The organism is Mitsuaria sp. RG, from assembly GCF_028369275.1.
In the GTDB taxonomy this organism is placed as follows: Bacteria; Pseudomonadota; Gammaproteobacteria; order Pseudomonadales; family Pseudomonadaceae; genus Aquipseudomonas; species Aquipseudomonas peradeniyensis.
On the sequence record NZ_JAQMYQ010000010.1, the window covers coordinates 41411 to 64508 of the forward strand.

A 23098-nucleotide genomic window follows, 5' to 3' on the forward strand; every position below is an offset into this window, starting at 1 on the left:
TCGCGCGGGCTGATTACACTGTGGAAATCGCCACACGGGGAGTACCTGGGATGGGCTGCGCGTTGATGGGGCATGCGGCAAGGCTGGCGTCTGCACGGGGCAGGCGTTCATGAACAACCGTGGCCGGAGTATCTCCCTGCAATGGCTGGTGGCGCTGGCGATCATGCTGGGCATGCTGGCGCTGGGCGCGGCCCTGGCCTGGCAGGGCTACCTGGGGGTGCGCCAGACCCTGGTGGCCGCCGCCGGCGATGCCGCCCAGCAGATCGGCCGGACCATCGACGAGCGCGCCCGACGCCTGGTCGATCCGGTGCAGAGCAGCATCCGCCTGCTGGCCTTCGATACCGCTGCGGGCACAATGGCGCAGCACCTGGAGCGCCTGCCGCAACTGGTCGAGAGCCTGCGCGCCAACCGCATGCTCAGCGCCGCCTACCTCGGCTACCCCAATGGCGAGTTCCTGCTGGTCCGCCGCCTGCGCGACCCACAGTTGCTGCAGCGCTTCGCGGCACCGGCAGGCACGATGTTCCTGGTACAGACCGTCAGCCTGGGCGAAGACGGTGCGTTGCATGGCGAATGGCGTTTCTACGACCAGGCGATGACCCTGCTGCTGCACCAGCCCAAGCCGGACTACCGCTACGATCCGCGTCAGCGCCCCTGGTTCGTCGAAGCCTCTGCGCAAGCCACCACCGTGCTTACCCGCCCTTATGTGTTCTTCACCACCCGCGAGATCGGCCTGACCATGGCCCAGCGTAGCGTCGATGGCGCGGCGGTGATCGGCATGGACGTCTCGGTCACCGACCTGGCCAGCGAGAGCCGCGACCTGCGCATGACGGCTGGCACCGAGATCGCCGTGGTCGATGACCAGGGCAGCGTGGTGGCCTATCCGGACCTGCAGCGGGTCATCGTCCGCGAAGGCGAGGGCGTGCGCCTGTCGCGCATCGATGAACTGGGCATTGCCAGCCTCGCACGGATCCATGCTGATACCCTCCAGGGTACCCGGCCACAGCCGTATCAGGTTGAAGGGCAGACCTGGTATGGCATGCGCGTGCCGCTGACCACCGTGGCCGGGCAGGACCTGCAGGTGCTGATTGCCGTGCCGGCCCACGAGCTGCTGGCCGGCGCGCGCCAGGTGTTGTTCGAGCAACTGCTCTGGGCCGGCGCGCTGGCGGCGGTGTTGCTGTTGCTCGGTGGCTTGCTCGGCCGGCGCATCGGCCGCCCGTTGCGCCGGCTTACGGAGCAGGTGCAGGGCCTGGCCGGTTTTGATTTCAGCCGTGAGGTGGGTGTGCTCTCGCGGGTGTCGGAGGTGCGTGAACTGAGCCGGGTGCTCAGCCGCATGTCCGGCACCATCCGCAACTTCCAGGCGATCACCCTCACGCTCAGCCGCGAGACCCAGCTCGAGCGTATGCTCGACGGCGTGCTCAACCACCTGGTGGCGGCTGCCAGCGCCAGTGCCGGCGCGGTGTACCTGTACGATGCCGACAACGCACGCCTGCGCCTGGCTGCGGCCTGCCGGGCCCAGGACTATCCGGCTGAACTGGCGGTACATGAGCACGACCATCAAGACCTCGCCAATGCCGTGACCCAGGCCTTGTCGTTGCAGGGACGCAGCCTGGCGGTGGTGCTCAACGACCGCGGCCAGTCGCTCCTCGGCATTCTGGTCCTGCAACTGGAGGACGAACACGCCGGGCAGGCGTTCCGGCGCTTCGTCGAGGAACTGTCCGGCGCCGCCGCCGTGGCCATCGAGACCCGCCAGCTGGTCGAGGCCCAGCAGCGCCTGCTGGATGCCATGATCAAGCTGCTGGCCGACGCCATCGACGCCAAGAGCCCCTATACCGGCGGCCATTGCGAGCGAGTGCCGCAGCTGGCGCAGATGCTCCTGGACCAGGCCGTGCAGGCCGAAAGCGGCCCCTATGCCGGCTTCAGCATGAACGAGGACGAGCGCTACGAGTTTCGCGTGGCCGCCTGGCTGCACGACTGCGGCAAGATTACCAGCCCCGAATACGTGGTGGACAAGGCGACCAAGCTCGAGACCCTGTACAACCGTGTGCATGAGGTGCGCATGCGCTTCGAGGTGCTCTGGCGCGACGCCGAGATCGCCTACTGGCAAGGCGTGGCCAACGGCGATGACGAGTTGCTGCTGCGCCAGGCGCTGGAGCAGTGCCGGGCCGAGTTGCAAGACGAGTTCGCCTTCGTCGCCCAAGCCAATATCGGCGGCGAGTTCATGCAGGAGGCCGACATCGAACGCCTGCGCCGCATCGGCCAGCGCCGCTGGCTGCGGCACTTCGACAACCGCCTGGGCATCTCCCGCGACGAGGCCGCGCGCTTCGCCGACATGCCACCTGCGCCCCTGCCGGTGGAGGAACCGCTGCTGGCCGACCGCGACGAGCACCAGGTGCCCTGGGGGCCGCGCAAGCCACCAGTGGCCAAGGACGATCCGCGCAACCGCTGGGGCTTCGACATGCGCCTGCCGGCCCATGCCAGCAACCATGGCGAGCTGTACAACCTGTCGATTCGCCGTGGCACGCTCAACGATGAGGAGCGTTTCAAGATCAACGAGCACATCGTGCAGACCATCATCATGCTCAGCGCGTTGCCGTTCCCGCGTCAGCTGCGGCGCGTGCCGGCGATTGCCGGCAACCATCACGAGAAGATGGACGGCAGCGGCTATCCGCGCCGGCTCGGCAAGGATGCGTTGGGCATCCCCGAGCGGGTGATGGCGATCGCCGACATCTTCGAGGCGCTGACCGCGGCGGACCGGCCGTACAAGGCGCCGAAGACCCTGTCCGAGTCGGTGAAGATCCTGGTGTCGATGGCCCGTGACAACCATATCGACGGGCAGTTGCTGCGGCTGTTCCTCAACACCGGCGTGTATCGCCAGTATGCCGAGCAGTTCCTGCGCCCCGAGCAGATCGATGAGGTGGACGTGGAATATTGGTTGGGGCTGGTTGAAGGGAGCGATCAGCCATCACTGCAGTAGCCTGTATAGGTTCAGCACTGCTCAGGCATGGGACCGCTATGAGGCTGAACGCTTGGATGCAGGAGCTGCCTCAAGAGAAGGTGTGGCTATATGCCATTGCTTATGCCACTCTGCGATCAGGCTGGATGCCAGAAGCAGGAGCCAGAAACCTTTTCTTGCGATCCATGGAATTGTGAAGGGAAACACTGTAGTGAATGATATGTCAATGATTGTTCTCGCCTCTCTGTTGTTGTCTGGAGCATTTGGTGGCGTCGTTGCCCGTATTACTGCAAGTGCGGAGGGGCGGCTCTCGTGCTTGCAACATATGGCCATTGGGGTTTGCGCTTCACTGATGGTGCCTTTGTTCTTGAATACGATATCAAGTACGCTGGTCAGCGATATCTTGAAAAGCAACGAATTTGATCTCAGCAAGCTGCTGGTTTTGGTGGGTTTTTCATTGGTGGCCTCGGTTTCCTCGCTGCGCTTCATAAGAGGCCTTAGTGAAAAGTTCTTGCAGGAATTGAGCGATACAAAAGAGAAGGCTGCGGCTGCTGAAAGCAAGGCGCGTACAGCATTGCAGATAGTCGAGCAGAGTGAACCTGGCGAAGCCGAAGTAGAAGAAGAGCAGAGCAAGGCGTTGCTCTCTGAGCTTTCCGCCTTGCAGAAAAAACTGCTTGCTCACATGTGCACTGGCCCTTACACCATGCGCTCGGCCACTGGGTTGAGTAAAGAGTTGGGGGTGAGCACCACCGAATCGCACGAGACACTTTCCTACCTGGCCAGCAAAGGTCTGGTTGAAAGTGGCCTCAACTCACGAAACGAAATGCGATGGTATCCGAGTGCCAGCGGGCGTGTCGTGGGTATGACAGCGGCTGGTAATTAGTATTTCGGATATGGCATGTCAGTGAGGTGGAATACTTGAAATGGATTTTTACTGATGACGTACCTGATTCGTTATTCACCCACTCATTTTCCAGCGCATTACGGAAGGCTCCTCAGAGGGCGGCGGTGGCTCACCGTTGAAATGACAGAGTTGGTATGGGCCGCCATCTCCATGGGGAAACCAGGGATGGCGCATCTTTTTGCTCATGGCCTGTATTCTGTGAGTGATTGCATAGTGCGTGCTCACACGGTCTATGCGAATCTCAAGTTCGGGAAGTACACGATCGCGCAAAGTAAACTATATGAGGGGTTGGACCCGAGTGAGAAAGGGGGTGTTTCTTACTTTTTTGGTATGTTAGCTACGAAGGTATTGTGCTCGCGGCTTCTCGATGCGCCATGGCTTTTCCACTTGTCGATGCTGAAGTCCCTGGGAGGGACGGCGGTGCTTATAGACCGTTCCCAGCCAGACTTGATTGGTCTGAACAGCCGTGGTGGTTGGGTGGTTGCAGAAGCCAAGGGGCGTAGCAATCAATTTGATGCTGATGCGTTGCGCAAAGCAAAGACCCAGACCCGGCAACTGCGCAAGGTGAATGGTCAGTTTCCTTCCCTTCGTGTGGCGGTGCAGGCGTGTTTCTCTCCCAGCCTGGACTTTCATATTGCTGATCCGGAGGAATATGACGACGATGCGGAGGATCTAGACTTTGATGTTGTCGCGGCAATTCAAGACTACTACTCGTTCATTATCCAGGCTCCGCAAGAGCGGCTAGGGCGTGGTCAGCTTAATGGGCAGGATTATGTGTTCATGAACATGCCCGAATCGGGCGTAACGATAGGGATAAGCCGGCGAATGCACAAGGCACTGCAGGAAATGTCCGATGTGCCCGAAAGCGTCAGCAAGCTAGCTGCACTGATCGCCGAGGAGCGGACGGCCCAACCGAGTCACGTACAGGCGGATGGCCTGGTCGTCACTTTGGACAATCGTTGGTCAAAGAAACAAATGATGCTGGAGCCGCTATCTCGCCGTGCAAGATAACGACTCGCTCATCTCCGGGGGCACCTGCGAAGCCGGCGCCATCCACCGCGCCGCCTGCGTCGCGGGCAAGCCCGCTCCCACAGCGATCGCTCAGGACGGTTGGGCCGCCAGGCGATTGCTGACGCTGCGCCCCAGCACCAGCACCGTGACAAAGCCGCAGCCCACCAGCGCCGTGGCCAGGCTGAACAGCACCGCGCTGCCCATCTGGTCGACGATCCGCCCACCGAAGAACGAGCCCAGGGCGATGATCACCTGGAACATGGCGACGAACAGCGGCATGCCGCGCTCCACATCCTTGGGCGCCACGACGAACATCCAGATGCTGGCGCAGGCCGGGAAGGCGCCGAAGGCGAAGCCCCACAGCGCGATCAGCATCGCCGCGCCGGTGAGGTTGGTGGCGAAGTAGGGGAACAGCGCGGTGCCGACGCCGATCATCAAGGCGACCAGCATCAGGGTGTAGCGCACGCTCTGGTTGGCGGCAAAACCGGCGAAGACATTGCCCAGCACCCCGGCCACGCCGTAGAGCAGCAACAGCGAGCCGATCATCGGCCCGTCGAAGCCGGCGTTGTGCTTGAAGAACGGCGCGACGTAGGTATACGCGGCAAAGTGCGCCAGGCCGATCAGCAACACCGCGATCAGGCCGACCCGCGCCTGCGGGTTGATGAACAGCGCCGGCAGGTCGCTGATGCGGATGGCCTTCTCCGGGTTGAGCCGCGGCAGCAGCAGGACCTGCGCCAGCAGCACCGGCACGCCGACCAGCGCGGTGACCAGGAAGGTCATGCGCCAGCCCATGAGCCCACTGAGCCAAGTGCCCACGGGCACGCCGAGCACGGTGGCCAGGGTCACGCCGACCATGATGATCGAGGTGGCCTGGGCCACGCCCACGCCCTTGGGCGCCAGGCGGCCGCTCAGGGCGATCGCGGTCGCCCAGAAACCACCGATGCTGATGCCCAGCAGCACCCGGCCGAACAGCAGCAGGCCGAAGTCGGTGGCGTAGGCCACCACGGCGTTGGCGACGATCATGATCAGCGTCAGGGCGATCAGCAGGTAGCGTCGGTCCAGGGCACCGATGCCCACCGACAGCAAGGGCGCGGCCAGGGCCGCCATGATGCCGGGCAGGGTCACCATCAGGCCGGCCTGGCCGGCGCTGATGCCAAGATCAGCGGCGACATCGTTGAGCACGCCCACCGGCAGGAACTCGCTGGTCACCAGGGCGAAAGCGCCCACGGCGACCGAGAGAATCGCCAGCCACTGCTGACGGACGCTCTGCTGGCTGTGTTCGGGTGGGCTGTGGGGGGACGGGTTGGGGCTTGGCATGGTGCGGGCTTCCATAGGGGACTGTCGCCTGGGACAGGCGCTGCAGCGAGGGGAAAACGGGGAGGCGATTATAGGGGGTGGATTTTGCAGCTCGACAGGCGGGCGGCTTGATAGTAATCATCAGTGGGATCGATGGGTGGCTTGGGGTAGAGCGTTTGGCCATCCCTTTGAGGGTATTGCGATTGTCGGGATATGACTGCTCAATTCAAGATTGCCGGGGTCGCTTTGCGACCCTTTCGCGGCACGAGGCCGCTCCTACAGGGATCGCGTACCCCATGTAGGAGCGGCCTCGTGCCGCGAAAGGGCTGCAACGCAGCCCCAGTACGCTGACTGACAGGCATCACAATTTTTCACCTGCACAGAAGGGCATATGACAGCGGCACATCAAGGAAGCTGCCTGTGCGCAGCGGTCAGCTACGAGTTGCTCACGCCACCCAAGGCCGTGAGCCATTGTCACTGCAGCCAGTGCCGCAAAGGCCACGGGGCTGCATTCGCGTCATACGGTAGCGTGCTGCGCAGCGCGCTTCGCATACTTCGCGGGGTCGACAGCATCAATGCCTACGCCTCATCGCAGACAGTGTTACGCGAGTTCTGCGGGGCGTGTGGCTCGACGTTGTTCTGGTCACGATCCGAAGGTGAGTTCGCCGACTGGATCTCGATCGCGCTGGGTACACTTGATACACCGTTCCAGCCAGGCAAGCAAAAGCACGTCTACATCGATTCTGCGGTGCCCTGGTATACACCATCCAGTTCTTGTCCCGAGGCCGACTGACGGCTTGCATCGCCGGAACGGGGTATGTTGTTGCCTCTGCGCTTGTTTACTGGCCTGTCATCACTGCTTGAGTACTCGATGCTGATTTCCACGCTTTCCAACGGTCGATTCATTACGCCATCGCTCCAGGCCGAACCCTGTGTGCCATGGTGGAGTTTCACCAAGACGGTGTTGGCCGCGACCGCCCTGACTCTGGTGCGCGACGGACGACTCGCCCTGGATGCCGCGCTGCCTGAAACAAATTACACCCTGCGTCAGCTGCTGCGTCACGAAGCGGGTCTTGCGGATTATGGCGAGCTTCCCGCGTACCACGCGGCGGTTGCCAATCATGAATTCGCGTGGTCGGCGGACGAGATGATGCAGCGCCTGGATGGCGCTCGGCTTCGCTACGACCCTGGAGCGGGTTGGCGCTACTCGAATGTGGGCTACATGCTGGTCGCCAGGCTCATCGAACGTGCCACAGGCCTGCTGCTTGAAGAGGCGCTCAGGCAGCAAGTTCTGGCTCCACTTGGCATCTTGTCGGTTCGCTTGGCAACGAAACGCGCAGACCTGCACGGTGACTACCTCGGCCATTCGTTGAACTACGACCCTGGCTGGGTCTACCACGGGTTGCTGATCGGCCCTGTTTCCCAGGCTGCCCTTTTCCTGGATCGCCTGCTTGCCGGGACACTGCTTCCGGCCGACCTGCTCCAGGAAATGCAGGCAACGAAGGTATTGGGTGGGCCAATGGCCGGCCGGCCGTGGATCGCACCAGGCTATGCCCTGGGTCTGATGCGAGGGACGATCGAGGGCGGCCTGACGCTGGCCGGGCATACCGGGTGTGGCCCCGGCAGTGTGGTGGCGGTCTATCGATGTGCGGTTGGGGAGGCCATCGCGTGTTGCGCAGTGTTTTCGAGGGCCTTGGATGAGGGGCGTATCGAGGCGCTGGTCGCTCAGGAGATACGCAAGGTGCTTGAGGCTGTGCGCTGAGGCTGCCTGGTTCTTGTTCCGCTTTCAATGGATATCACTTGCTGCCCGATTCAATACCCATTTTGAATTGGTAACGGATACACGTGAGCGGCTGCTTCCGACCCAAAGCGGACAATCATGAAGCGCAGTAATCGGCCAAATGCGACCGCTCGGATATGCCTACGAATGAAGTGGCAATTGCCGAAACAACGGATTCGGATCAACACCCGCTTGGGCTCAGACACCCTTGCCACGAGCTTTACACTATCCCGCGTGGTACTTGTCCCAGAGCTTGTTCCGGAATCGCCCTCCTGGATCGACTTGCGCTTTGAGTGCTAACAGACGGCGCGCGTTTGGGTAGGCACTTGAAAACTGTGCCTGCGTTGCATGCAGTTGGTAGGGAAGGTAGTAGGTACCGCCAAGCAACAGCGCCGCGTTGATGAGTTCGCGTGTCCACACGCCAACGGCCTCGCGATCATCCACCCCGACGCGCTGCCAATAATAGAGCACGAATGAAAACACTTCTTCGCGTGCCCAGGACAGAAACGAGTCGGGGTCGGCCGGAGCGTGTCGGATGGAGATATTAACGGCGTCAACGCTGTGCGCCTGAAGAATGGCGGCCATTTGCGTTACGAACGCATTGAACTGTGTCACTGGCACAAAATATTCTTGCAACGCATAGGTACTGTTTCGGGTTGCAATGAGGCCAAGCGAAGCGACATCCGCACTGGCCTCGTAGTTGCGCCGTACGACCGGCTGATTGAGATAGCGCAGTGGATCGACCACATCCTTGCGAATCATTGGGCCACCGGGAAGCTTGGTCACACTCCACATGACGGTCTGGTTGATCTTGTACGACTGCCCCGGGGCCACCAGCCTTTCCGCGACGGTCAACGCTTTGTCCGAGGCACGCCAAGTGACGGAAGTGGCCATGTCGAAATAAGGGGGGGCCAAATCGGCATTATGCAGGATAGCCTGTTCGTTCTCGCGGACGTGCTCATTGAAAAAACGCGGGTAATCAGCAACTGGCATGCGGCGTATCTGACGTTCCATTGTGATGTTGGACGCAAGGTCCAGCTCGACCTCAGTGATCACCCCCATTGCACCATAGCCACCGATAGCAGCGTAGAACAGGTCGGAATTTGTGGTGCGGGACGCTTCTGCTACCGAACCGTCTGCAAGCACCAGTTGCAGAGAACGCACCGAGTTGATGACTGGACCTGCGCCGACATAGCGTCCATGAGCATTGACTGACAGCGATCCGCCGACGGTGAAGTTGGCATAACTCTGCATGATTTTTATCGAGAGGTCGTCCGGGTCTATGACCGACTGCAGGTCACGCCAACGCATCCCTGTTTGCACGCGTATGACTCTGCTCTCAGGCGAGTATCGGATTACCTGATTAAACTGACGCATGTCGAGGTGCAGGCTGTTTTCGGTAGCAATCTGCCCCCCCATGCTATAGCGGCCACCACCGATGCTGACTGGGCCTGACGACATCGCGAGCGCCCGCTGTATTTCGCCCGTGGTGCGAGGTGCGAGCAAACGATTGACCCAAATCGGATTGAGCATCGTCACATCGTTCACCAGGACGCCCGATGGTGCCGCCCATGACGACCACGGTGAAAGCACACTGACGGCAATCCCGGTCATCCCGGCCTGGAGTAGATGGCGCCGAGTGAAAATAGGCGACGACTCTGAAACGGCGTGCTGTTGTGTACTGTCGATCAATTGGATCGTGTCCCAGGAAGTGGTGTAACTAAACCAACCGAAGGCGCCCTGCGGGCGAAAGAGGATGGTCATCGTGGTTCTTGGCTAACGTTGAGTTTGCGGACTTAACCTTCACCAGAGAAACCACAATGACCAAGCCCACTATCGCATTGACCGAGTTGGTTGTGAAAGGGGCAGACGCTGATCTGCTCAAGCAAATGATCCAGTTCGTTGCCCAACGTATGATGGAGTTCGATGTCGAAGGCCTGTGCGGCGCCGGCTTCGATGTCAAAAGCCCCGACCGGACAAACAGCCGTAACGGCTACCGGGATCGCCTCTGGCAAACCCGTGCTGGCGACGTTGACCTGAAGATCCCGAAGTTGCGCCAAGGTAGCTACTTTCCTGGCTTTCTTGAGCCTCGGCGCACCACTGAGAAGGCGATGGCTACGGTGATCCAGGAAGCCTACATTCAAGGCGTTTCAACCCGTTCGGTGGACGAGCTGGTCAGAGCCATGGGCGTGACCGGCATCTCCAAGAGCCAAGTGTCACGGTTGGCCGGCGAGATCGATGAGCGTGTCCACGCCTTTCTGGACCGTCCCCTGGAAGGCGATTGGCCTTACCTGTGGATTGATGCCACGTACGTCAAGGTGCGGGAGGCCGGGCGCATCGTCTCGGTCGCTGTAATAATCGCCGTGGCCGTGAACACCGATGGCGGGCGCGAGATCTTGGGCATGCGGGTTGGCCCTTCGGAGGCAGAACCGTTCTGGACGGACTTCCTGCGAAGCCTGATGCGGCGTGGCCTGCGTGGCGTGAAGCTGGTCATCTCCGACGCCCACGAAGGGCTCAAGGCAGCTGTTTCCAAGGTCTTCAACGCGACCTGGCAGCGTTGCCGCGTGCACTTCATGCGCAACGCCATGGCCCATGTGGGCAAGGGCCAGCGCACCATGGTGGCGGCGCTTTTGCGTACGGTTTTCGCCCAGGACAGCCGCACCGAATGCCACCAGCAGTGGCGCCTGGTCGTCGATCAGTTGCGCGAAAAGTACCCCAAGATCGCGGCGCTCATGGATGGTTGCGAGGATGAAGTGCTGGCCCACATGGCGTTTCCCAAAGCGTATCGACAGCAGTTGCACAGCACCAATCCACTGGAACGGCTCAATGCTGAAATCAAACGCCGCACCGACGTCGTGGGCATCTTTCCCAACGATCCTGCCATCACACGGCTGGTAGGCGCGATGCTGTTGGAGCAGAACGACGAGTGGTGCCTGCAACGGCGCTATATGCAGTTGGAGGCGTTCGAGGCAGTCAGCGATAATCCACAGGCCAAGCTGTCGGCCGTGATCAACTAAACGGCAAACTCAGTGGTCAAGGCCATGATGAGTTACACCACTTCCTGGGACACGATCGAATTCACGCTTGTGATCGGCGGCGATTGTTCGATTCTACTGGGGGCGCTTGCAGGCGCGCGGCAGGCCGGGCCGCTTTCACTGATCCACATCGATGGGCACAGCGATTTTCGTCATCCCGGCAACTATGACCCCGAGCAAACGCTGGGCACCGTGGCGGGCATGGACCTTGCCCTGGCGACCGGGCGTGGCGAAGGCGCTGGCAACGCATTGGCCGGGTGTACCGGCCCCGCTGTTTGACGATACCTACGTCGTGCAACTGGGGGAGCGCGAAAACCGTGACGAGGATTTCGCATGGCCCGATATCAACCACACGTCGATCAACCGGATTGATGTCTTCGAGGCGTTGGCGATCGGCCCCGAGGCCGTTGTGCGGCGCATCGGCGATGTACTTGACCAAGCTCCCGCCCAAGGCTTCTGGATTCACCTCGATGTCGATGTGCTGGACCAAGCCACGATGCCCGCTGTCGATTCCCCAGGCACTCCAGGGCTCACGCCGGACGATCTGGTGAAGATCATGACGCCCTTTGTGGCCGACCGACGCTGCCGGGGCATGACCGTTACCGTATTTGATCCTGACCTCGACCCTGACGGACGATTTGCCGCCGTGATCGTCGGGATCCTGGCGCGGCTCCCGTTTCCCAACGGTGCCGATTGAGGTCTACCGCCATTCGCTGCCGCTGACGGTCGCCAGCGGCAGGCCCCGGCGTGATGCGCAGCATTTACTGGGCCGCTAGCGGCGTCTCGGCCCGAGGCTCGGCGCTCGGTGCATATTGCTCGATCAGGCGCCACAACAATCTGCCCATGGGAAGCCGGTAGATGTCGCTATGAGCGCCCCCTCCCGAACCCGGTGAGTTGAATTGGGTTATTCCGTTGGATGCGTCGATGTAGCTGACCTTGTTCCGACTCAGCGTCGATGCCGTGCAATGGCTGTCACCTACCTTGCACAGGCTGAAAAGGCCATTCAGGGAGGCGGAGGTATCGCTGGCTTTCAAGCAGTCGAACGTGGCGGACCTCGCCGGAGCTAACGCCCCACACACCTGGTTCCAGGACTTGATCGAGCCGGACGGGTCGTACCAGAACACCGGGCCGCCGGCAGCGCCGTCATGCTCCGAGGCGGTAAGCGCGATGTGGGTGTTCTGCAGTTTTGCAAAATCCCGATAGGGGGCGCCTTCCTTGCCATCACCCACGGTGAAGCGATTGATACTGACCGCGCCCTGAAGGCCTACCGCCAGGTCCACATGGCTTTGCGGATAGGCCTGCTGTGGCACCAGCGCGGGCGAACTGAACAGCGCACGCATCATGGCGCGTGCACCGAAGCTGTGGCCGATGGTGACGACTTTGGCCTTGCTCTTGGACGCCGCAAGCGCGTTGGGCACACTCTGGTTGACGAGCATGTTCAACCAAGTCAGGCCGATCTCGTCGGCGTCATTGGCCTTGTTGCCATAGCTGAAGAAATTGGTGACCGAATTGGACCAGAACGATGGCCAGGTCACACCGATGACGAGAGGGCGAAATCGAGCAGTGTCGAGGACGTCTGTCTTGGGCGTGGTGTAAATACCTTTTTCGCCTGTTGGCTGGAAGATCTGGTTGCTCTGCAACGCCTTGGCCTGGTTGAGCGGCGCCTTTTGCGCCTGGCCAACTTCATAGGCGGCAGCCATCAGGTTGCCCGTGATGTCGTTGATGTTGCGGATGGCCTCGTCCTGGGCAGTGTTCCAGCCCATGACCACGACGACGACATGGGTGTAGCGTGAACCGGTAAGGTCCCTGGTCAGGTTTTGCTCAAGCGATCTCAGCGCTCGTGCGCTCTCCTGGTACAAGTTCGTGAGGTCTGAGTGGGTCTGCTCCAGATTGCGTGAGGCATCGCAGGCATTCCAATCGCTCACTTTCTTCAGGTCGTAGTCTTTGCGGATGCCAGCCAAGGCGTCGGCTGCATAGGCGTTGTAGACAAAGCAATGGGACTTGGCCATGTAGCCTGTGTCTTGGTCCAACAGCACGCCATTCTTGAGTATGTGCGAGACGAACATCGCCTTGGTGTCCCACTGCTGGATGCGTTTGATCTGGTGAGACGTGTTGCTAGCGGTATCTTCTTCTTCCCTGAAGTAATTGGCGTCGCCGTGAAACAGCTGTTTGCTCTCGTTGCTGACCTTGGGCCCACCGATGATCGGTTGTGGGCTCTTTTCGAGCGCGACCACGTAACCGGGGTAGTGGAGGGCTGTTCCGGAGGGGAAATAGAGCATGCTGTGGAATTTCACTGCGTTGACGCTATCTACCTCCAGTTTGTTCTCGTAGGGCGTCATGACGCGATCCGTCGAGGTGCAGGCGGTCATGGCCATGGGCATCAAAAGCGCGGACAGTGTCGTCAAACCTGCTTGCGTGAGCCTGAGCATGGAGTCCTCCGTGGAGCGATGTATTCCGTCTGGTTGGGGTGATGTCAAAATGACTTTAGCGGCTTTCGCGCATTCAGCATTCACCGCCTCCGATGGTTTCAAGGCCGCTGAGCGGCGAGATGCGCCATGAACTTGACACTCGAACATTCGAGACTTTAATGAAGACGTCAGGTCATTCATTTCTCAGCAGTTTGCGATGGGGGCGCAAGCGGACCGGCGACTCACCGGTCAAAGATCCCCCACATGCCCAATGCCAACGATGTGAAGTGGTTCAAGAACCAGTTTCAGAGCCAGATGTCGCCTGCGCTAGCCAATACGCCCCTGACGGTGGATTTCATGGCTGCGATCGCGTGTCAGGAAACGGGACAGGTCTGGCCGGTTCTGCGCAACAAAGGCCTGCCGGTGCCCGAAATCCTGGAGCTCTGTGTCGGCGACACCCTGGATGTAAACAAGCAGGATACAAAGAAGGGGCGCCAGGCCTTCCCCAAGGACAAGGCGGCACTGCTGGCCGCTCCCAACGGCCAGGCCATGTTCGACATTGCCCATCAGGCCCTGGTGGACATGGCCAACCATATTGACGGCTACGCCAAAGTCGCCCGCAACCCGGACAAGCTTTGCCATGGATTCGGGATCTTCCAACGTGATTTGCAGTTCTTCAAGACCGATCCCGACTACTTCCTGCAACGGCGCTACGTCAACTTCGACGATGCGTTGCAACTGAGCGTTGCCGAATTGAAGCGCGGCCTCAAGCAACTCGGTCTGACCAAGCGATCGTCCCTCAGTGACATGGAGCTTGCGGCGGTCGGCATCGCTTACAATACCGGCGGCTTCAATCCCCGCAAAGGGCTGCGCCAGGGCTTTTTCGACGGTAAGCGGTTCTACGGCGAGAACCTCTTCGACTTCATCCGCCTGGCCCACACCGTTGCCGTGGACGGCCAGCCCCCACTGATGCCTCAGCCTGCGCCGGGACGCTCATTGGTGCCCCCTCCCAGCGAGCTGACGGCACAAGGCGAACTCTTCAGGGTCGACACGCGCGAGGGCCCGTTGCGCATGCGCAGCGAACCGCGCAAAAGCGACCCGGCGCAAGCCAACGTGATCGCCAACCTGCCGGACGGCCAGCCAGTGCGAGCCCTCACCGGCAAGGCGCGCAATGGCTTCCTGGAAGTGGAGACATCACTCAATGGTGCCTTGCTGCGCGGTTTCGTTGCGCAGAAATTCCTGATTGCAGACTCAACAGTGAGGGACATTCCGGTTGTCGCCCCATCTGTATCCTCACCTGCCAGCGGTATCACCGCCGTCGCCATGCCACACAAACCAGGGGTAGTGACGCGGCGGATCGATTTCGCCGGTGCCCACTCACTCAACGAAGCGAGCATGCCGCAGCGGCGCGGTGACTCGGCCGACAGTTTGCGCGCTGAACTGGCGGCGATCGTTGACTGGCTGGCGGTGGACAAGCCGTCTCACAAGCGCTTCCAACCCAGGGACGGCATGACCTTCTGCAATATCTACTGCCATGACTACTGCATGCTGGCAGGTGCATACCTGCCGCGCGTGTGGTGGACGGAGAAAGCCCTGATCACGCTGTCGCAGGGTAAGCCGGTCGAGCCGCTGATCGGCACGACACTCCGCGAAATGCGGGCAAACGACCTGTTCCGCTGGCTGCGCGATTTTGGCCCCGACTTCGGCTGGCGCCAGACGGGCACGTTGAGCAAATTGCAGCAGGCCGCCAACCAGGGCGGCGTGGCGTTGATCGTCGCGCGGCGCAAGGCGGATGGAAAATCCGGGCACATCGTTGCCGTCGTCCCTGAAACGGCGCAGAAGAGCGCGAGGCGTCATGCCAATGGCGAAGTGTTGGCGCCGCTGCAGAGCCAGGCCGGGGCAAGGAACTTCCGCATGGAAACAGGGACGGCCAACTGGTGGAATGGCGAGCAGTTCGCCGAGAGTGCGTTCTGGATTCATGGGTGATGCGTGGCCGTCGAATGGTGTGGCGAGCGGTCAGTCGGAACAGGCTGCTCGCTTCCTTGCTCAACGTTCTTGCGCCGACGAGGCATGCGCTGCTGCGTCTTTACGGCTGAACCACAACAAGCAGGCGCCTGCGAACAGCAACCCCAGCGTGCCGTAGAGGCTCCAGCTCAGCGTGAACCCGACGCCGGCAATCAACGAAGCGCCCAACCCCACCGAGACCATTCTGGCGGCCGCCAGGAGAATGGGGATGAGGGAAAAGAGACGGGCCTGGGTCTGCAATGAGGTCTCCTGAGAGATCAACGCGGTGATTTGGGTGACGCCGAGAATCTCGCCCATCGTCCAGAAAAGAACGACAGGATCAACGCTGTGTGTTCGACGAGCGCATAGGCACCGAATCCGATGCCATAGAACATGGCCGCCAGGGCCAGGTTGGCGAGTGTGCCGAAACGAGCGGTCAACGCGATCAGAGACTGCGTCAGCAAGACGACCAGCAAGGCATTGACGAGCCCCACCGCGGCGAAGGTGCTCGCCGCCTGCTCGGCGGCGATCGCGTCGAGCCACAGCTGCAGCTGGTACTCGCGCTGCGCAGTACCGCCGTGGCGAAGAACAACGCGCCGGCGATGATCACGACACGAGGCACGTCGCCCAGGCCGCGCCCCGTGCCACAGGTGCCTGATCCTGGCGTTTGGGCATCGCCAGAAAGAGGCTGGAGACGAAGCGCAAACGGCTCTTTCAGCCCTTCACAACGACCAAGCAGGGAGGTCTGGGGGGGCTGGTGATGGTCAAACGCATCATGGAGCGCTTCGGCGGGCAGGTGGATATTCAGAGCACACCGAACGAGGGAACCCGCGTTCGCCTGACCTTTGCGCTGGCCGCCAGGCAATGAGCGCTTGTGCTGGCTTGACCGGTGCTTATCATCTAGGCGCTGGTGTAGCCCAGCTACCTGAGGCGGTTGGCATCGAGCGTGCCCTGGCACGTAAGGCCATCAGCAATGACAATCCCCCCCTTTGCCGCCGAGGAGAACCGATGGCTGAATCCACCTCACAGGGTGTTGCCGAGCAGCCCTCCATAGGGTTGCTCGAGGCTTTCCTCTTCTGGCTCAAGCTTGGGTTCATCAGTTTCGGTGGCCCGGCAGGGCAGATTTCCATCATGCACCAGGAACTGGTTGAGAGGCGCCGCTGGATCAGCGAGAAGCGCTTTCTGCATGCCTTGAACTACTGCATGGTGCTTCCAGGGCCGGAAGCCCAGCAATTGGCAACCTACATTGGCTGGCTGATGCATCGCACCTGGGGCGGGGTGATTGCGGGGACGCTTTTCGTGCTCCCTTCACTGTTCATCCTGATCGGCCTGTCCTGGGTCTACATTGCCTTCGGTGAGGTACCTGCGATCGCGGGCCTTTTCTATGGCATCAAGCCGGCGGTCACGGCCATTGTCATGCAGGCCGCGCATCGCATTGGTTCGCGGGCCCTGAAGAATGGCTGGTTGTGGGGAATTGCCGCTGCGTCGTTTGTCGCGATATTCGCGCTGAACCTGCCTTTCCCGTTGATTGTGCTGATTGCCGCCATCACCGGCTTCCTGGGTGGAAGGCTGCTACCTGGGCAGTTCGCGACAGGCGGCAAGCAGGGTGAAGTCAAGGCCAGCCATGGCGCTGCCGTGATCGACGACGACACGCCCACACCGGTGCATGCACGCTTTCGCTGGAGCTATCTGGTCGGCCTGCTGATGGTCGGCGCCGGCCTGTGGATGCTGCCGATGGGGCTGTTGACGCTGGTATATGGGTGGGCAGGTACGCTCACCCAGATGGGCTGGTTCTTTACCAAGGCCGCACTGTTGACCTTTGGCGGTGCTTACGCCGTGCTGCCGTATGTATACCAAGGAGCAGTGGGGCACTACGGCTGGTTATCACCGACGCAGATGATCGATGGCCTGGCGTTGGGCGAAACGACTCCAGGCCCCTTGATCATGGTGGTGGCGTTTGTCGGGTTCGTTGGCGGTTATGTCCACCCGATGTTCGGAGCCGATCATCCGTTTCTGGCGGGCGCGGTCGCCGCCAGCCTGGTGACGTGGTTTACCTTCCTGCCCTCGTTCCTGTTCATCCTGGCAGGCGGGCCGCTGGTGGAGGCGACGCACGACGAGTTGAAATTCACCGCTCCCCTGACGGCCATCACGGCCGCGGTGGTGGGTGTGATCATCAACCTCGCGTTGTTTTTTGCCTACCACGTCATGTGGCCGCAGGGTTTCGCCGGAGCCTTCGAGTGGCCTTCAGCGGTGATTGCAATCGCCGCCGCGGTCGCGCTGTTGCGCTACAAGCGTGGTGTGATCCAGGTGCTGCTGGCAAGCGCGCTGGCGGGGCTTTGTATCCACCTGCTGCGCGCCTGATGTGCAGGCGCGGCTTCAGCCGCGATGGGTCGCAAGGCGGCCCCTTGGTTCACACGTTCTTGCGCAGCGCGTTCAGGACAACTGGGCCGCCAGGCTGTTGCTGACGTTACGCCCCAGCACCAGCACCGTGACGAAGCCGCAACCCACCAGGGCCGTGGCCAGGCTGAACAGCCCCGCGCTGCTTCGGGTTGACGAACAGGGCAGGCAGGTCGCTGATGCGGATGGCCTTGTCCGGGGTCAACCGCGGCAGCAGGAATATCTGCGCCAGCAGCACCGGTATGCCCACCAGCGCGGTGACCAGGAAGGTGGTGCGCCATCCCATCAGCCAGATCGATAGGACGCTTTGAGAACACCTCTGTACGCCTCCCAACAAAGCCTCACAGCCTGTTGCCTGCAGGTGGTCAGGCTAAACCAGATAGACCGACAATCCGGCGCATTGTGATCTACGATGGCTGGGGGGGCAGTAGATTAAGGCTTAGTGCTGGGGCAGCGGAGCCCTGAAGGAAGCGTCTGATGAAAACGTTACTCGCCACTGCCCTGTTCGCGTGTTTGTCGGCGTCCCCTCCTGCGGATGCCGCACCATTGGAAGGTGCGCTGAAGGACTTCAAAGCGATTCTCTTCGATTATTTTCGTAATCAGCCAGACCCCGTTATTCCAATATTTCTTCCCGCAGGCGAGAAGCCAGGAGACGTGTACCGTGATGTGTTCGGCGGCTATGTTGCCCGACAGGCAGAGTGCTTCAACAATGTAAGTGTCGACAAGGAAGAATCCCGTTTCCAGGAGGCCGTGGAAAGCGTGGCTGGTAATCTGTCCGGGAACGTGCAGGCGCAGTTCACAGAAGCGGCCAGGGTTGGAGGTGGTGTCGGCGTCAAGATGGGCGATTCGGTCACCATTCGTTTTCGTGACGTTTCGGCTCACGTGGCATCGGATGTCGCGTTGATGACTGCATTCAAAAAAAACCTCCGGGCTTGTGCGGCGATCGGGAAACTTATGCGGCAACCAGGCTCTGGCAACGCGGCGTTGGTGTTGGGGCAAGTCTTCACAGCGAAACAAACGATCGAAACGATTGCGACTGTCGAGCGCTCGGGTCAGCTCGGAGGCGAAGTGCGATTGGACGAGGTCATGAAGAAGTTAGGTGTGCTCAGAGACGTCCTAGGTGCCGCCGGCATTTCGCTGGATGTGCTCGGTACCGCAAAGATCGACGGAGGAAGAACTGCGACAACACAGGTATCACTGACTGATCCTCGGCCCTTGCCAGTCGGTTATCGACCTGCTTTTCTCTCGCAACAGCACCTGAACAAGCTACTTGAGCTCCGTCAAAAAGGAGTCCTTGCGGAGATTGAACGCACTGTTGCCGTTACCCGTGATACGCATGAAATAGAAAAAAAATACAACAATGTCATTTTTGATCCAAAGCGGCTCGCATTCGAAATGGCATCTGGCGACATGATTCCTTTCGACAACAAGAATGCTGAACACGTCCAGTACATTCAGGGGCTTGGACTGCTTTTTGCCATAGGCATTGACGCGCAATCCGGTAGTCCGCGCCCAGCCTACACGGCGCCCCCCTCCCGTATCGAGGACGATGGTGCCCGCGCAGTGTTAAGCGAGCGCAAGGGGCCTCCTGCTCCCTGACAATGCACGCCTGGACGATGCTCATGATCTCTTTGCGGTCGTTGGCAGCCGCCTCTGCTACTGATGGTCTGTCGGTGAGGAGGATAGACCGATTTATTCCCATTCTTTGGCAGCCATGCAGCGACTACTTTATCTTCCAGCCTCAACTACTATTGACTCATCCGGCTTCGGTGGCACGGCCAGTTCGGATGATGGGTGACTTTAATAACGGGTACTACGGATACCCACAATGCCTTGTTGGAGCGCGCCATGAACAATGAGAGAGTGAACTTGACCGAGCTTCTAAAATACCCGCTGACCGTGTTTTCAATTCTCCTGGCTCTGATAGTGGCCACGCATACCTTAGGCATAAAATTTGGCGTGGTGTCGGAGTTGAGCGTTGAAGGTATAAAGTTTACTCAGGAAACCAAAAGTGAGGTCAGTGATTTGGCAAGTAAGCTCAATGCTGCGCTGACCGCAATTGAAGAGTTAAAGGCTCGCACGCCAAGCGCACAAACCCCTATCGTTCAAGCAGCCATTGCTGAGGCCGCTCAGACGGTGTCTGACCAGTCCGCACAGTTTTCAAGAATTTCTCCGGGTTCACGCCAGGGCTATATATTTATTGGCAATTACGACAACGCGTGGAGTGCGCTTAAACTCGGGGCGCTTGAGACAGGCCAACCCATCGTCATTGCGCCTGGAAACTTGAAGGCAGGCACTACCTATCAGGTGCTCGGTAACATGGTGGTTCGCGACGGCCTGCCAGCGAATGACTCGCAGTATTATCAAGGGCGTGCCAGTCTGGGCACCGTGCCGCGCGGTTCGAAAGTTCGATTGATCAGCACGCCGGTTGGAATACATCGTGAATTTGCGACCCAGTATTGGGCACAGATCGAGATACCTTAGGATCTGTCTGAAGTCCTACGGCACCTGACCGACGCCGGTACTAGAAGCCATCAAAACCACCAGCCACAACGCTGCAAGCATGATATTCGCCCCCAAAAGAATTGGTAGCTGGAGGAACGTTCTCATCAAGGTTAGTCCGTACACCATGATCCGACGGAAAAATCTCCAGACATAACGCTATGCCCAACACAAAACGGAGGGTTGCACATCCTTTCAGACGCTCTAGGTTCTGTATGAAAACCTTTGAAACCTCACCGGAGCCTCTGGAAGCCTGATTTTCCGTAGAGTTCTCGCTTTTTAGGCGAAGGATTCTGCCATGCCCAAGCGATACGAACTTTCCGACGCAGAATGGGAAATAGTCGCGGATCTCTTTACCGCACATCGACGTACAGGACGCCCAAGAGTTGACGATCGCTTGATGCTCAACGGCGTGTTGTGGGTGCTGTGCTCCGGTGCAACCTGGCGGGACATGCCTGAACGATTCGGGCCTTGGTCGACGGTCTATCAACGATTTCGAGACTGGCGAAACCAAGGAACCTTCAACAAGATGCTCAAGCGGTTACACCTCAAACTCAATGCACAGGGCCAGATTGACTTAACCACCTGGTGCATCGACTCAACCGCCGTGAGGGCCACCCGTGCCTCTGCCGGAGCAGGCAAAAAAGGGGGGCTGAAGAACCAACGGACCACGCACTTGGACGAAGCCGGGGCGGGTTGACGACGAAAATTCACATGGTCAGTGACGCCCGTGGCATCCCACTCCACTTCACGCTCTCAGGTGGTAACGCCAGCGACATCTCCCATGCTCAGCGACTGCTGGACGGTGTCCACATCCCTTCGAATCGAGGTAGGCCACGCAAGCGCTGCCGCTGGCTCTTGGCCGACAAAGGCTATGATGCAGAATCCTTGCGGCAATACTGCGACCGCTATCGGATGCAGCCGGTGATTCCGCTGCGTGACATGAAGCGCAAGCCGAAGCCGGGCTTACCGCGCCTGTTTGACACAAGCCCAAGTATCGGCAGCGGAACGCTATCGAACGGCTATTTGGTTGGTTGAAGGAGCACCGCCGCCTGGGTACACGCTACTGCAAGCTAGCGGAAAGCTTCGCTGCGATGGTTACGCTGGCTTGCTGGCGGCGGTGTTTACGACATTACTTTTCGTACAGTGCCTAATGCGGCTTTGGGCCGCCAGCGGCCAACATCGGATGGCCTCTATGGGGCGAGAGCAGCCGGTCACCAGGGGCCGTTATCGACCCACAGCTGTCGCTGACAAGGCCATGGCGAGGGCGAAGCAAAAATGCTAATTTAGATTCATTCTCATTTATTGCCCGTTTTCATGGACAAACCGCGATCCACCTCATCCGACCCAATTGGCGAACTGTATGCAGGGCACCATCACTGGTTGGTGACGTGGCTGCGCCGTCGCCTGCAATGTCCTCACCAGGCCTCGGATTTTGCCCAGGACACCTTTTACCGTGTACTCACGGCCGGGCACTACGATCCGCCTCGTGAACCTCGAGCGTTCCTGGCCACCATCGCGCGTCGTATCCTGATCGACAACGGTCGCCGCTTGCGGCTGGAACAGGCCTACAGAGAGGAGCTCGAGCGCAGTATCGAGCACATGGATCAGGCGTTTTCTCCCGAACAGATCCTGCAGGCCATCGAGCTGCTCGAACGTATCGACCGGGCGTTGTCACGCATGAAGGCGAGGGTCCGGGAGACCTTCATCCTGCGTCACCTTGAAGGCTGGTCCCAGGATGACATTGCACGCCATCACGGCATCTCGGTGAGGACCGTGCAGGCCGACCTGGTCGAAGCCATGCTGGCGTGCGATGCCGCCATGGGGATGAGCTGATGGCAGAGACGACGGCCGATCCCGTCCTGCGCGCAGCGGCGCAATGGCTGGTGCTGCTCGACAACCAGGCCGATGAGCACTTGCAGGCAGCATTCCAGGCTTGGCTGGCCGAGTCGCCCGAGCATGGCGCGGCGGTCTCCCGCTTGCAGGGGTGTCTGGGTTCGCTGCAACAGCTTCCCCGCCACGCGGTCGTCACGGCCCTGCGCCACGCACCGCGCAAAGCCCTGAGCCACAAGGTTCAGGCACTGGCCTTGGCGATCGCCCTGGTGCCAATGGCGTGGGCTGCAACGACCTATTGGCAACAGGGCTACCTGCTGGCGGACCTGAGCACCTCGGCAGGGGATTGGCTCGATCACCGACTCGACGATGACAGCCAGATCCACCTGGACGCGGGCTCGGCAGTGGATGTGCACTTCGACGCTGGCGAACGCAGGATCGAACTGCTGCGCGGCGAAGTCCTGGTCGATGTCGCCAAGGATCCTCGCCCGTTCGTGGTGGTCACGGCGCATGGGCGTGTGCAGGCCCTTGGCACGCGTTTCACGGTGGAGCGACAGGACGACTCGACGCAGGTGGTCATGTTCGAGTCGACCACCGCCATCAGCAGTGCCGGGCAATCATTGCACCTGACCGCCAACCAACGCGTGCGCCTGAGCGCCAAAGGCCCTGGCAAGGTAGAGCAGGTGCAGGCAGAACCCTTTGAACAGGCGTGGCGCAAGCACCAGCTGTTGGCAGACGACCAGCCGCTGAGCGATGTGCTCGCGCGGTTGTCGCGTCACTACCCCGGTGTGCTGTGGGCCGACCATGCAGCCCTTGCAGGCCTGCGGGTCACGGTCATGCTGCCGCTGGACGATCCACGCCAGGCACTGCGGCTGCTGCAGCGCACCTTGCCAATCGAGGTCAGTCAGTACACCCCGTGGACAACCAGGGTGACCCTGAAGCCCGATGTGGTGAGTAAATAATTTCAATAATCAT

General features: G+C 60.4%; 20 protein-coding genes and 1 pseudogene. 16 read left to right on the plus strand and 5 right to left on the minus strand.

Annotated elements, in window-relative coordinates:
* Nucleotides 1-109: 109 nt before the first annotated feature.
* The 3 genes from POF53_RS08260 (at nt 110) to POF53_RS08270 (ending at nt 4868) form a co-directional block, all read left to right on the plus strand.
* Complete coding sequence (locus tag POF53_RS08260) at nt 110-2974, plus strand: HD domain-containing phosphohydrolase (protein ID WP_498967195.1); 2865 nt, start codon at nt 110-112, stop codon at nt 2972-2974.
* Nucleotides 2975-3179: 205 nt separating this feature from the next.
* Nucleotides 3180-3836 (plus strand): YEATS-associated helix-containing protein, encoded by a 657-nt coding sequence (locus POF53_RS08265; RefSeq protein ID WP_498967197.1) that lies wholly within the window; start codon nt 3180-3182, stop codon nt 3834-3836.
* 54 nt (nt 3837-3890) lie between these two features.
* The gene (locus tag POF53_RS08270; protein ID WP_498967199.1) at nt 3891-4868 is read left to right on the plus strand and encodes a hypothetical protein; all 978 of its coding nucleotides are present in this window, start codon (nt 3891-3893) and stop codon (nt 4866-4868) included.
* 90 nt (nt 4869-4958) lie between these two features.
* On the opposite strand, the gene POF53_RS08275 is transcribed toward POF53_RS08270, so the two are convergent.
* Nucleotides 4959-6185 (minus strand): MFS transporter, encoded by a 1227-nt coding sequence (locus POF53_RS08275; RefSeq protein ID WP_232856112.1) that lies wholly within the window; start codon nt 6183-6185, stop codon nt 4959-4961.
* Between the two features lie 370 nt (nt 6186-6555).
* Here POF53_RS08275 and POF53_RS08280 point away from each other — a divergent pair, with 370 nt between their 5' ends.
* On the plus strand, nt 6556-6957 hold the full coding sequence (locus POF53_RS08280) for a GFA family protein (protein ID WP_498967201.1): 402 nt from the start codon (nt 6556-6558) through the stop codon (nt 6955-6957).
* A 24-nt stretch (nt 6958-6981) separates the two neighbouring features.
* On the plus strand, nt 6982-7926 hold the full coding sequence (locus POF53_RS08285; RefSeq protein ID WP_498967203.1) for a serine hydrolase domain-containing protein: 945 nt from the start codon (nt 6982-6984) through the stop codon (nt 7924-7926).
* A 243-nt stretch (nt 7927-8169) separates the two neighbouring features.
* Here the strand turns inward: POF53_RS08285 and POF53_RS08290 are convergent, their stop codons facing one another.
* A complete protein-coding gene (locus POF53_RS08290; protein WP_498967205.1) occupies nt 8170-9708 on the minus strand; it encodes an FAD-binding oxidoreductase in 1539 nt (512 codons plus the stop codon).
* Between the two features lie 56 nt (nt 9709-9764).
* Here POF53_RS08290 and POF53_RS08295 point away from each other — a divergent pair, with 56 nt between their 5' ends.
* The 3 genes from POF53_RS08295 to POF53_RS08305 are packed head-to-tail and all read left to right on the plus strand — an operon-like array spanning nt 9765 to nt 11676.
* Nucleotides 9765-10961: an IS256 family transposase gene (locus POF53_RS08295; RefSeq protein ID WP_232856109.1), complete on the plus strand. Its 1197-nt coding sequence runs from the start codon at nt 9765-9767 to the stop codon at nt 10959-10961.
* 24 nt (nt 10962-10985) lie between these two features.
* Complete coding sequence (locus tag POF53_RS08300; protein WP_269806745.1) at nt 10986-11258, plus strand: arginase family protein; 273 nt, start codon at nt 10986-10988, stop codon at nt 11256-11258.
* Nucleotides 11206-11676, plus strand: a complete 471-nt coding sequence (locus tag POF53_RS08305) for an arginase family protein (protein ID WP_332880079.1) — start codon at nt 11206-11208, stop codon at nt 11674-11676. The genes POF53_RS08300 and POF53_RS08305 overlap by 53 nt, the downstream gene beginning before the upstream one ends.
* A gap of 64 nt (nt 11677-11740) precedes the next feature.
* Here the strand turns inward: POF53_RS08305 and POF53_RS08310 are convergent, their stop codons facing one another.
* Entirely contained in the window at nt 11741-13408 is a 1668-nt protein-coding gene (locus POF53_RS08310; RefSeq protein ID WP_232856108.1) for an alpha/beta hydrolase, read from the minus strand.
* 243 nt (nt 13409-13651) lie between these two features.
* On the opposite strand from POF53_RS08310, the gene POF53_RS08315 reads away from it, so the two are divergent.
* Nucleotides 13652-15373 (plus strand): hypothetical protein, encoded by a 1722-nt coding sequence (locus tag POF53_RS08315; protein WP_498967209.1) that lies wholly within the window; start codon nt 13652-13654, stop codon nt 15371-15373.
* Between the two features lie 60 nt (nt 15374-15433).
* On the opposite strand, the gene POF53_RS08320 is transcribed toward POF53_RS08315, so the two are convergent.
* Complete coding sequence (locus POF53_RS08320; protein ID WP_232856106.1) at nt 15434-15709, minus strand: hypothetical protein; 276 nt, start codon at nt 15707-15709, stop codon at nt 15434-15436.
* A gap of 349 nt (nt 15710-16058) precedes the next feature.
* Between POF53_RS08320 and POF53_RS08325 the strand changes: the two genes are divergently transcribed.
* Together POF53_RS08325 and chrA are read left to right on the plus strand one after the other, a co-directional pair.
* Entirely contained in the window at nt 16059-16259 is a 201-nt protein-coding gene (locus POF53_RS08325) for an ATP-binding protein (RefSeq protein ID WP_498967211.1), read from the plus strand.
* Between the two features lie 140 nt (nt 16260-16399).
* Nucleotides 16400-17752, plus strand: coding sequence for a chromate efflux transporter (gene chrA, locus POF53_RS08330; protein WP_232856105.1), 1353 nt, complete (start codon nt 16400-16402; stop codon nt 17750-17752).
* Between the two features lie 106 nt (nt 17753-17858).
* Here the strand turns inward: chrA and POF53_RS08335 are convergent, their stop codons facing one another.
* Nucleotides 17859-18074, minus strand: coding sequence for a hypothetical protein (locus tag POF53_RS08335; RefSeq protein ID WP_498967214.1), 216 nt, complete (start codon nt 18072-18074; stop codon nt 17859-17861).
* A 191-nt stretch (nt 18075-18265) separates the two neighbouring features.
* Between POF53_RS08335 and POF53_RS08340 the strand changes: the two genes are divergently transcribed.
* From POF53_RS08340 to POF53_RS08360, 5 genes and pseudogenes are all read left to right on the plus strand, one after another.
* Nucleotides 18266-19387 carry a hypothetical protein gene (locus POF53_RS08340; protein ID WP_475858765.1) on the plus strand — a complete coding sequence of 374 codons (1122 nt, stop codon included), beginning with the start codon at nt 18266-18268 and terminating at the stop codon, nt 19385-19387.
* A 249-nt stretch (nt 19388-19636) separates the two neighbouring features.
* Complete coding sequence (locus tag POF53_RS08345) at nt 19637-20272, plus strand: hypothetical protein (protein WP_232856103.1); 636 nt, start codon at nt 19637-19639, stop codon at nt 20270-20272.
* 316 nt (nt 20273-20588) lie between these two features.
* Nucleotides 20589-21444, plus strand: a pseudogene (locus tag POF53_RS08350) (IS5-like element ISPsp10 family transposase).
* 163 nt (nt 21445-21607) lie between these two features.
* A complete protein-coding gene (locus tag POF53_RS08355; RefSeq protein ID WP_110737654.1) occupies nt 21608-22126 on the plus strand; it encodes a sigma-70 family RNA polymerase sigma factor in 519 nt (172 codons plus the stop codon).
* Complete coding sequence (locus tag POF53_RS08360; RefSeq protein WP_498967217.1) at nt 22126-23085, plus strand: FecR family protein; 960 nt, start codon at nt 22126-22128, stop codon at nt 23083-23085. Before POF53_RS08355 ends, POF53_RS08360 begins: the two co-directional genes overlap by 1 nt.
* Nucleotides 23086-23098: the final 13 nt, after the last annotated feature.

Bases quoted from the DNA above. Each gene is read 5' to 3' on its own strand.
- POF53_RS08260 (WP_498967195.1), top strand. From the start codon at position 110: ATGAACAACCGTGGCCGGAGTATCTCCCTGCAATGGCTGGTGGCGCTG.
- POF53_RS08265 (WP_498967197.1), top strand. From the start codon at position 3,180: ATGATTGTTCTCGCCTCTCTGTTGTTGTCTGGAGCATTTGGTGGCGTC.
- POF53_RS08270 (WP_498967199.1), top strand. From the start codon at position 3,891: ATGACGTACCTGATTCGTTATTCACCCACTCATTTTCCAGCGCATTAC.
- POF53_RS08275 (WP_232856112.1), bottom strand. From the start codon at position 6,185: ATGCCAAGCCCCAACCCGTCCCCCCACAGCCCACCCGAACACAGCCAG.
- POF53_RS08280 (WP_498967201.1), top strand. From the start codon at position 6,556: ATGACAGCGGCACATCAAGGAAGCTGCCTGTGCGCAGCGGTCAGCTAC.
- POF53_RS08285 (WP_498967203.1), top strand. From the start codon at position 6,982: ATGTTGTTGCCTCTGCGCTTGTTTACTGGCCTGTCATCACTGCTTGAG.
- POF53_RS08290 (WP_498967205.1), bottom strand. From the start codon at position 9,708: ATGACCATCCTCTTTCGCCCGCAGGGCGCCTTCGGTTGGTTTAGTTAC.
- POF53_RS08295 (WP_232856109.1), top strand. From the start codon at position 9,765: ATGACCAAGCCCACTATCGCATTGACCGAGTTGGTTGTGAAAGGGGCA.
- POF53_RS08300 (WP_269806745.1), top strand. From the start codon at position 10,986: ATGATGAGTTACACCACTTCCTGGGACACGATCGAATTCACGCTTGTG.
- POF53_RS08310 (WP_232856108.1), bottom strand. From the start codon at position 13,408: ATGCTCAGGCTCACGCAAGCAGGTTTGACGACACTGTCCGCGCTTTTG.
- POF53_RS08315 (WP_498967209.1), top strand. From the start codon at position 13,652: ATGCCCAATGCCAACGATGTGAAGTGGTTCAAGAACCAGTTTCAGAGC.
- POF53_RS08320 (WP_232856106.1), bottom strand. From the start codon at position 15,709: ATGGGCGAGATTCTCGGCGTCACCCAAATCACCGCGTTGATCTCTCAG.
- chrA (WP_232856105.1), top strand. From the start codon at position 16,400: ATGGCTGAATCCACCTCACAGGGTGTTGCCGAGCAGCCCTCCATAGGG.
- POF53_RS08335 (WP_498967214.1), bottom strand. From the start codon at position 18,074: ATGGGATGGCGCACCACCTTCCTGGTCACCGCGCTGGTGGGCATACCG.
- POF53_RS08340 (WP_475858765.1), top strand. From the start codon at position 18,266: ATGAAAACGTTACTCGCCACTGCCCTGTTCGCGTGTTTGTCGGCGTCC.
- POF53_RS08345 (WP_232856103.1), top strand. From the start codon at position 19,637: ATGAACAATGAGAGAGTGAACTTGACCGAGCTTCTAAAATACCCGCTG.
- POF53_RS08355 (WP_110737654.1), top strand. From the start codon at position 21,608: ATGGACAAACCGCGATCCACCTCATCCGACCCAATTGGCGAACTGTAT.
- POF53_RS08360 (WP_498967217.1), top strand. From the start codon at position 22,126: ATGGCAGAGACGACGGCCGATCCCGTCCTGCGCGCAGCGGCGCAATGG.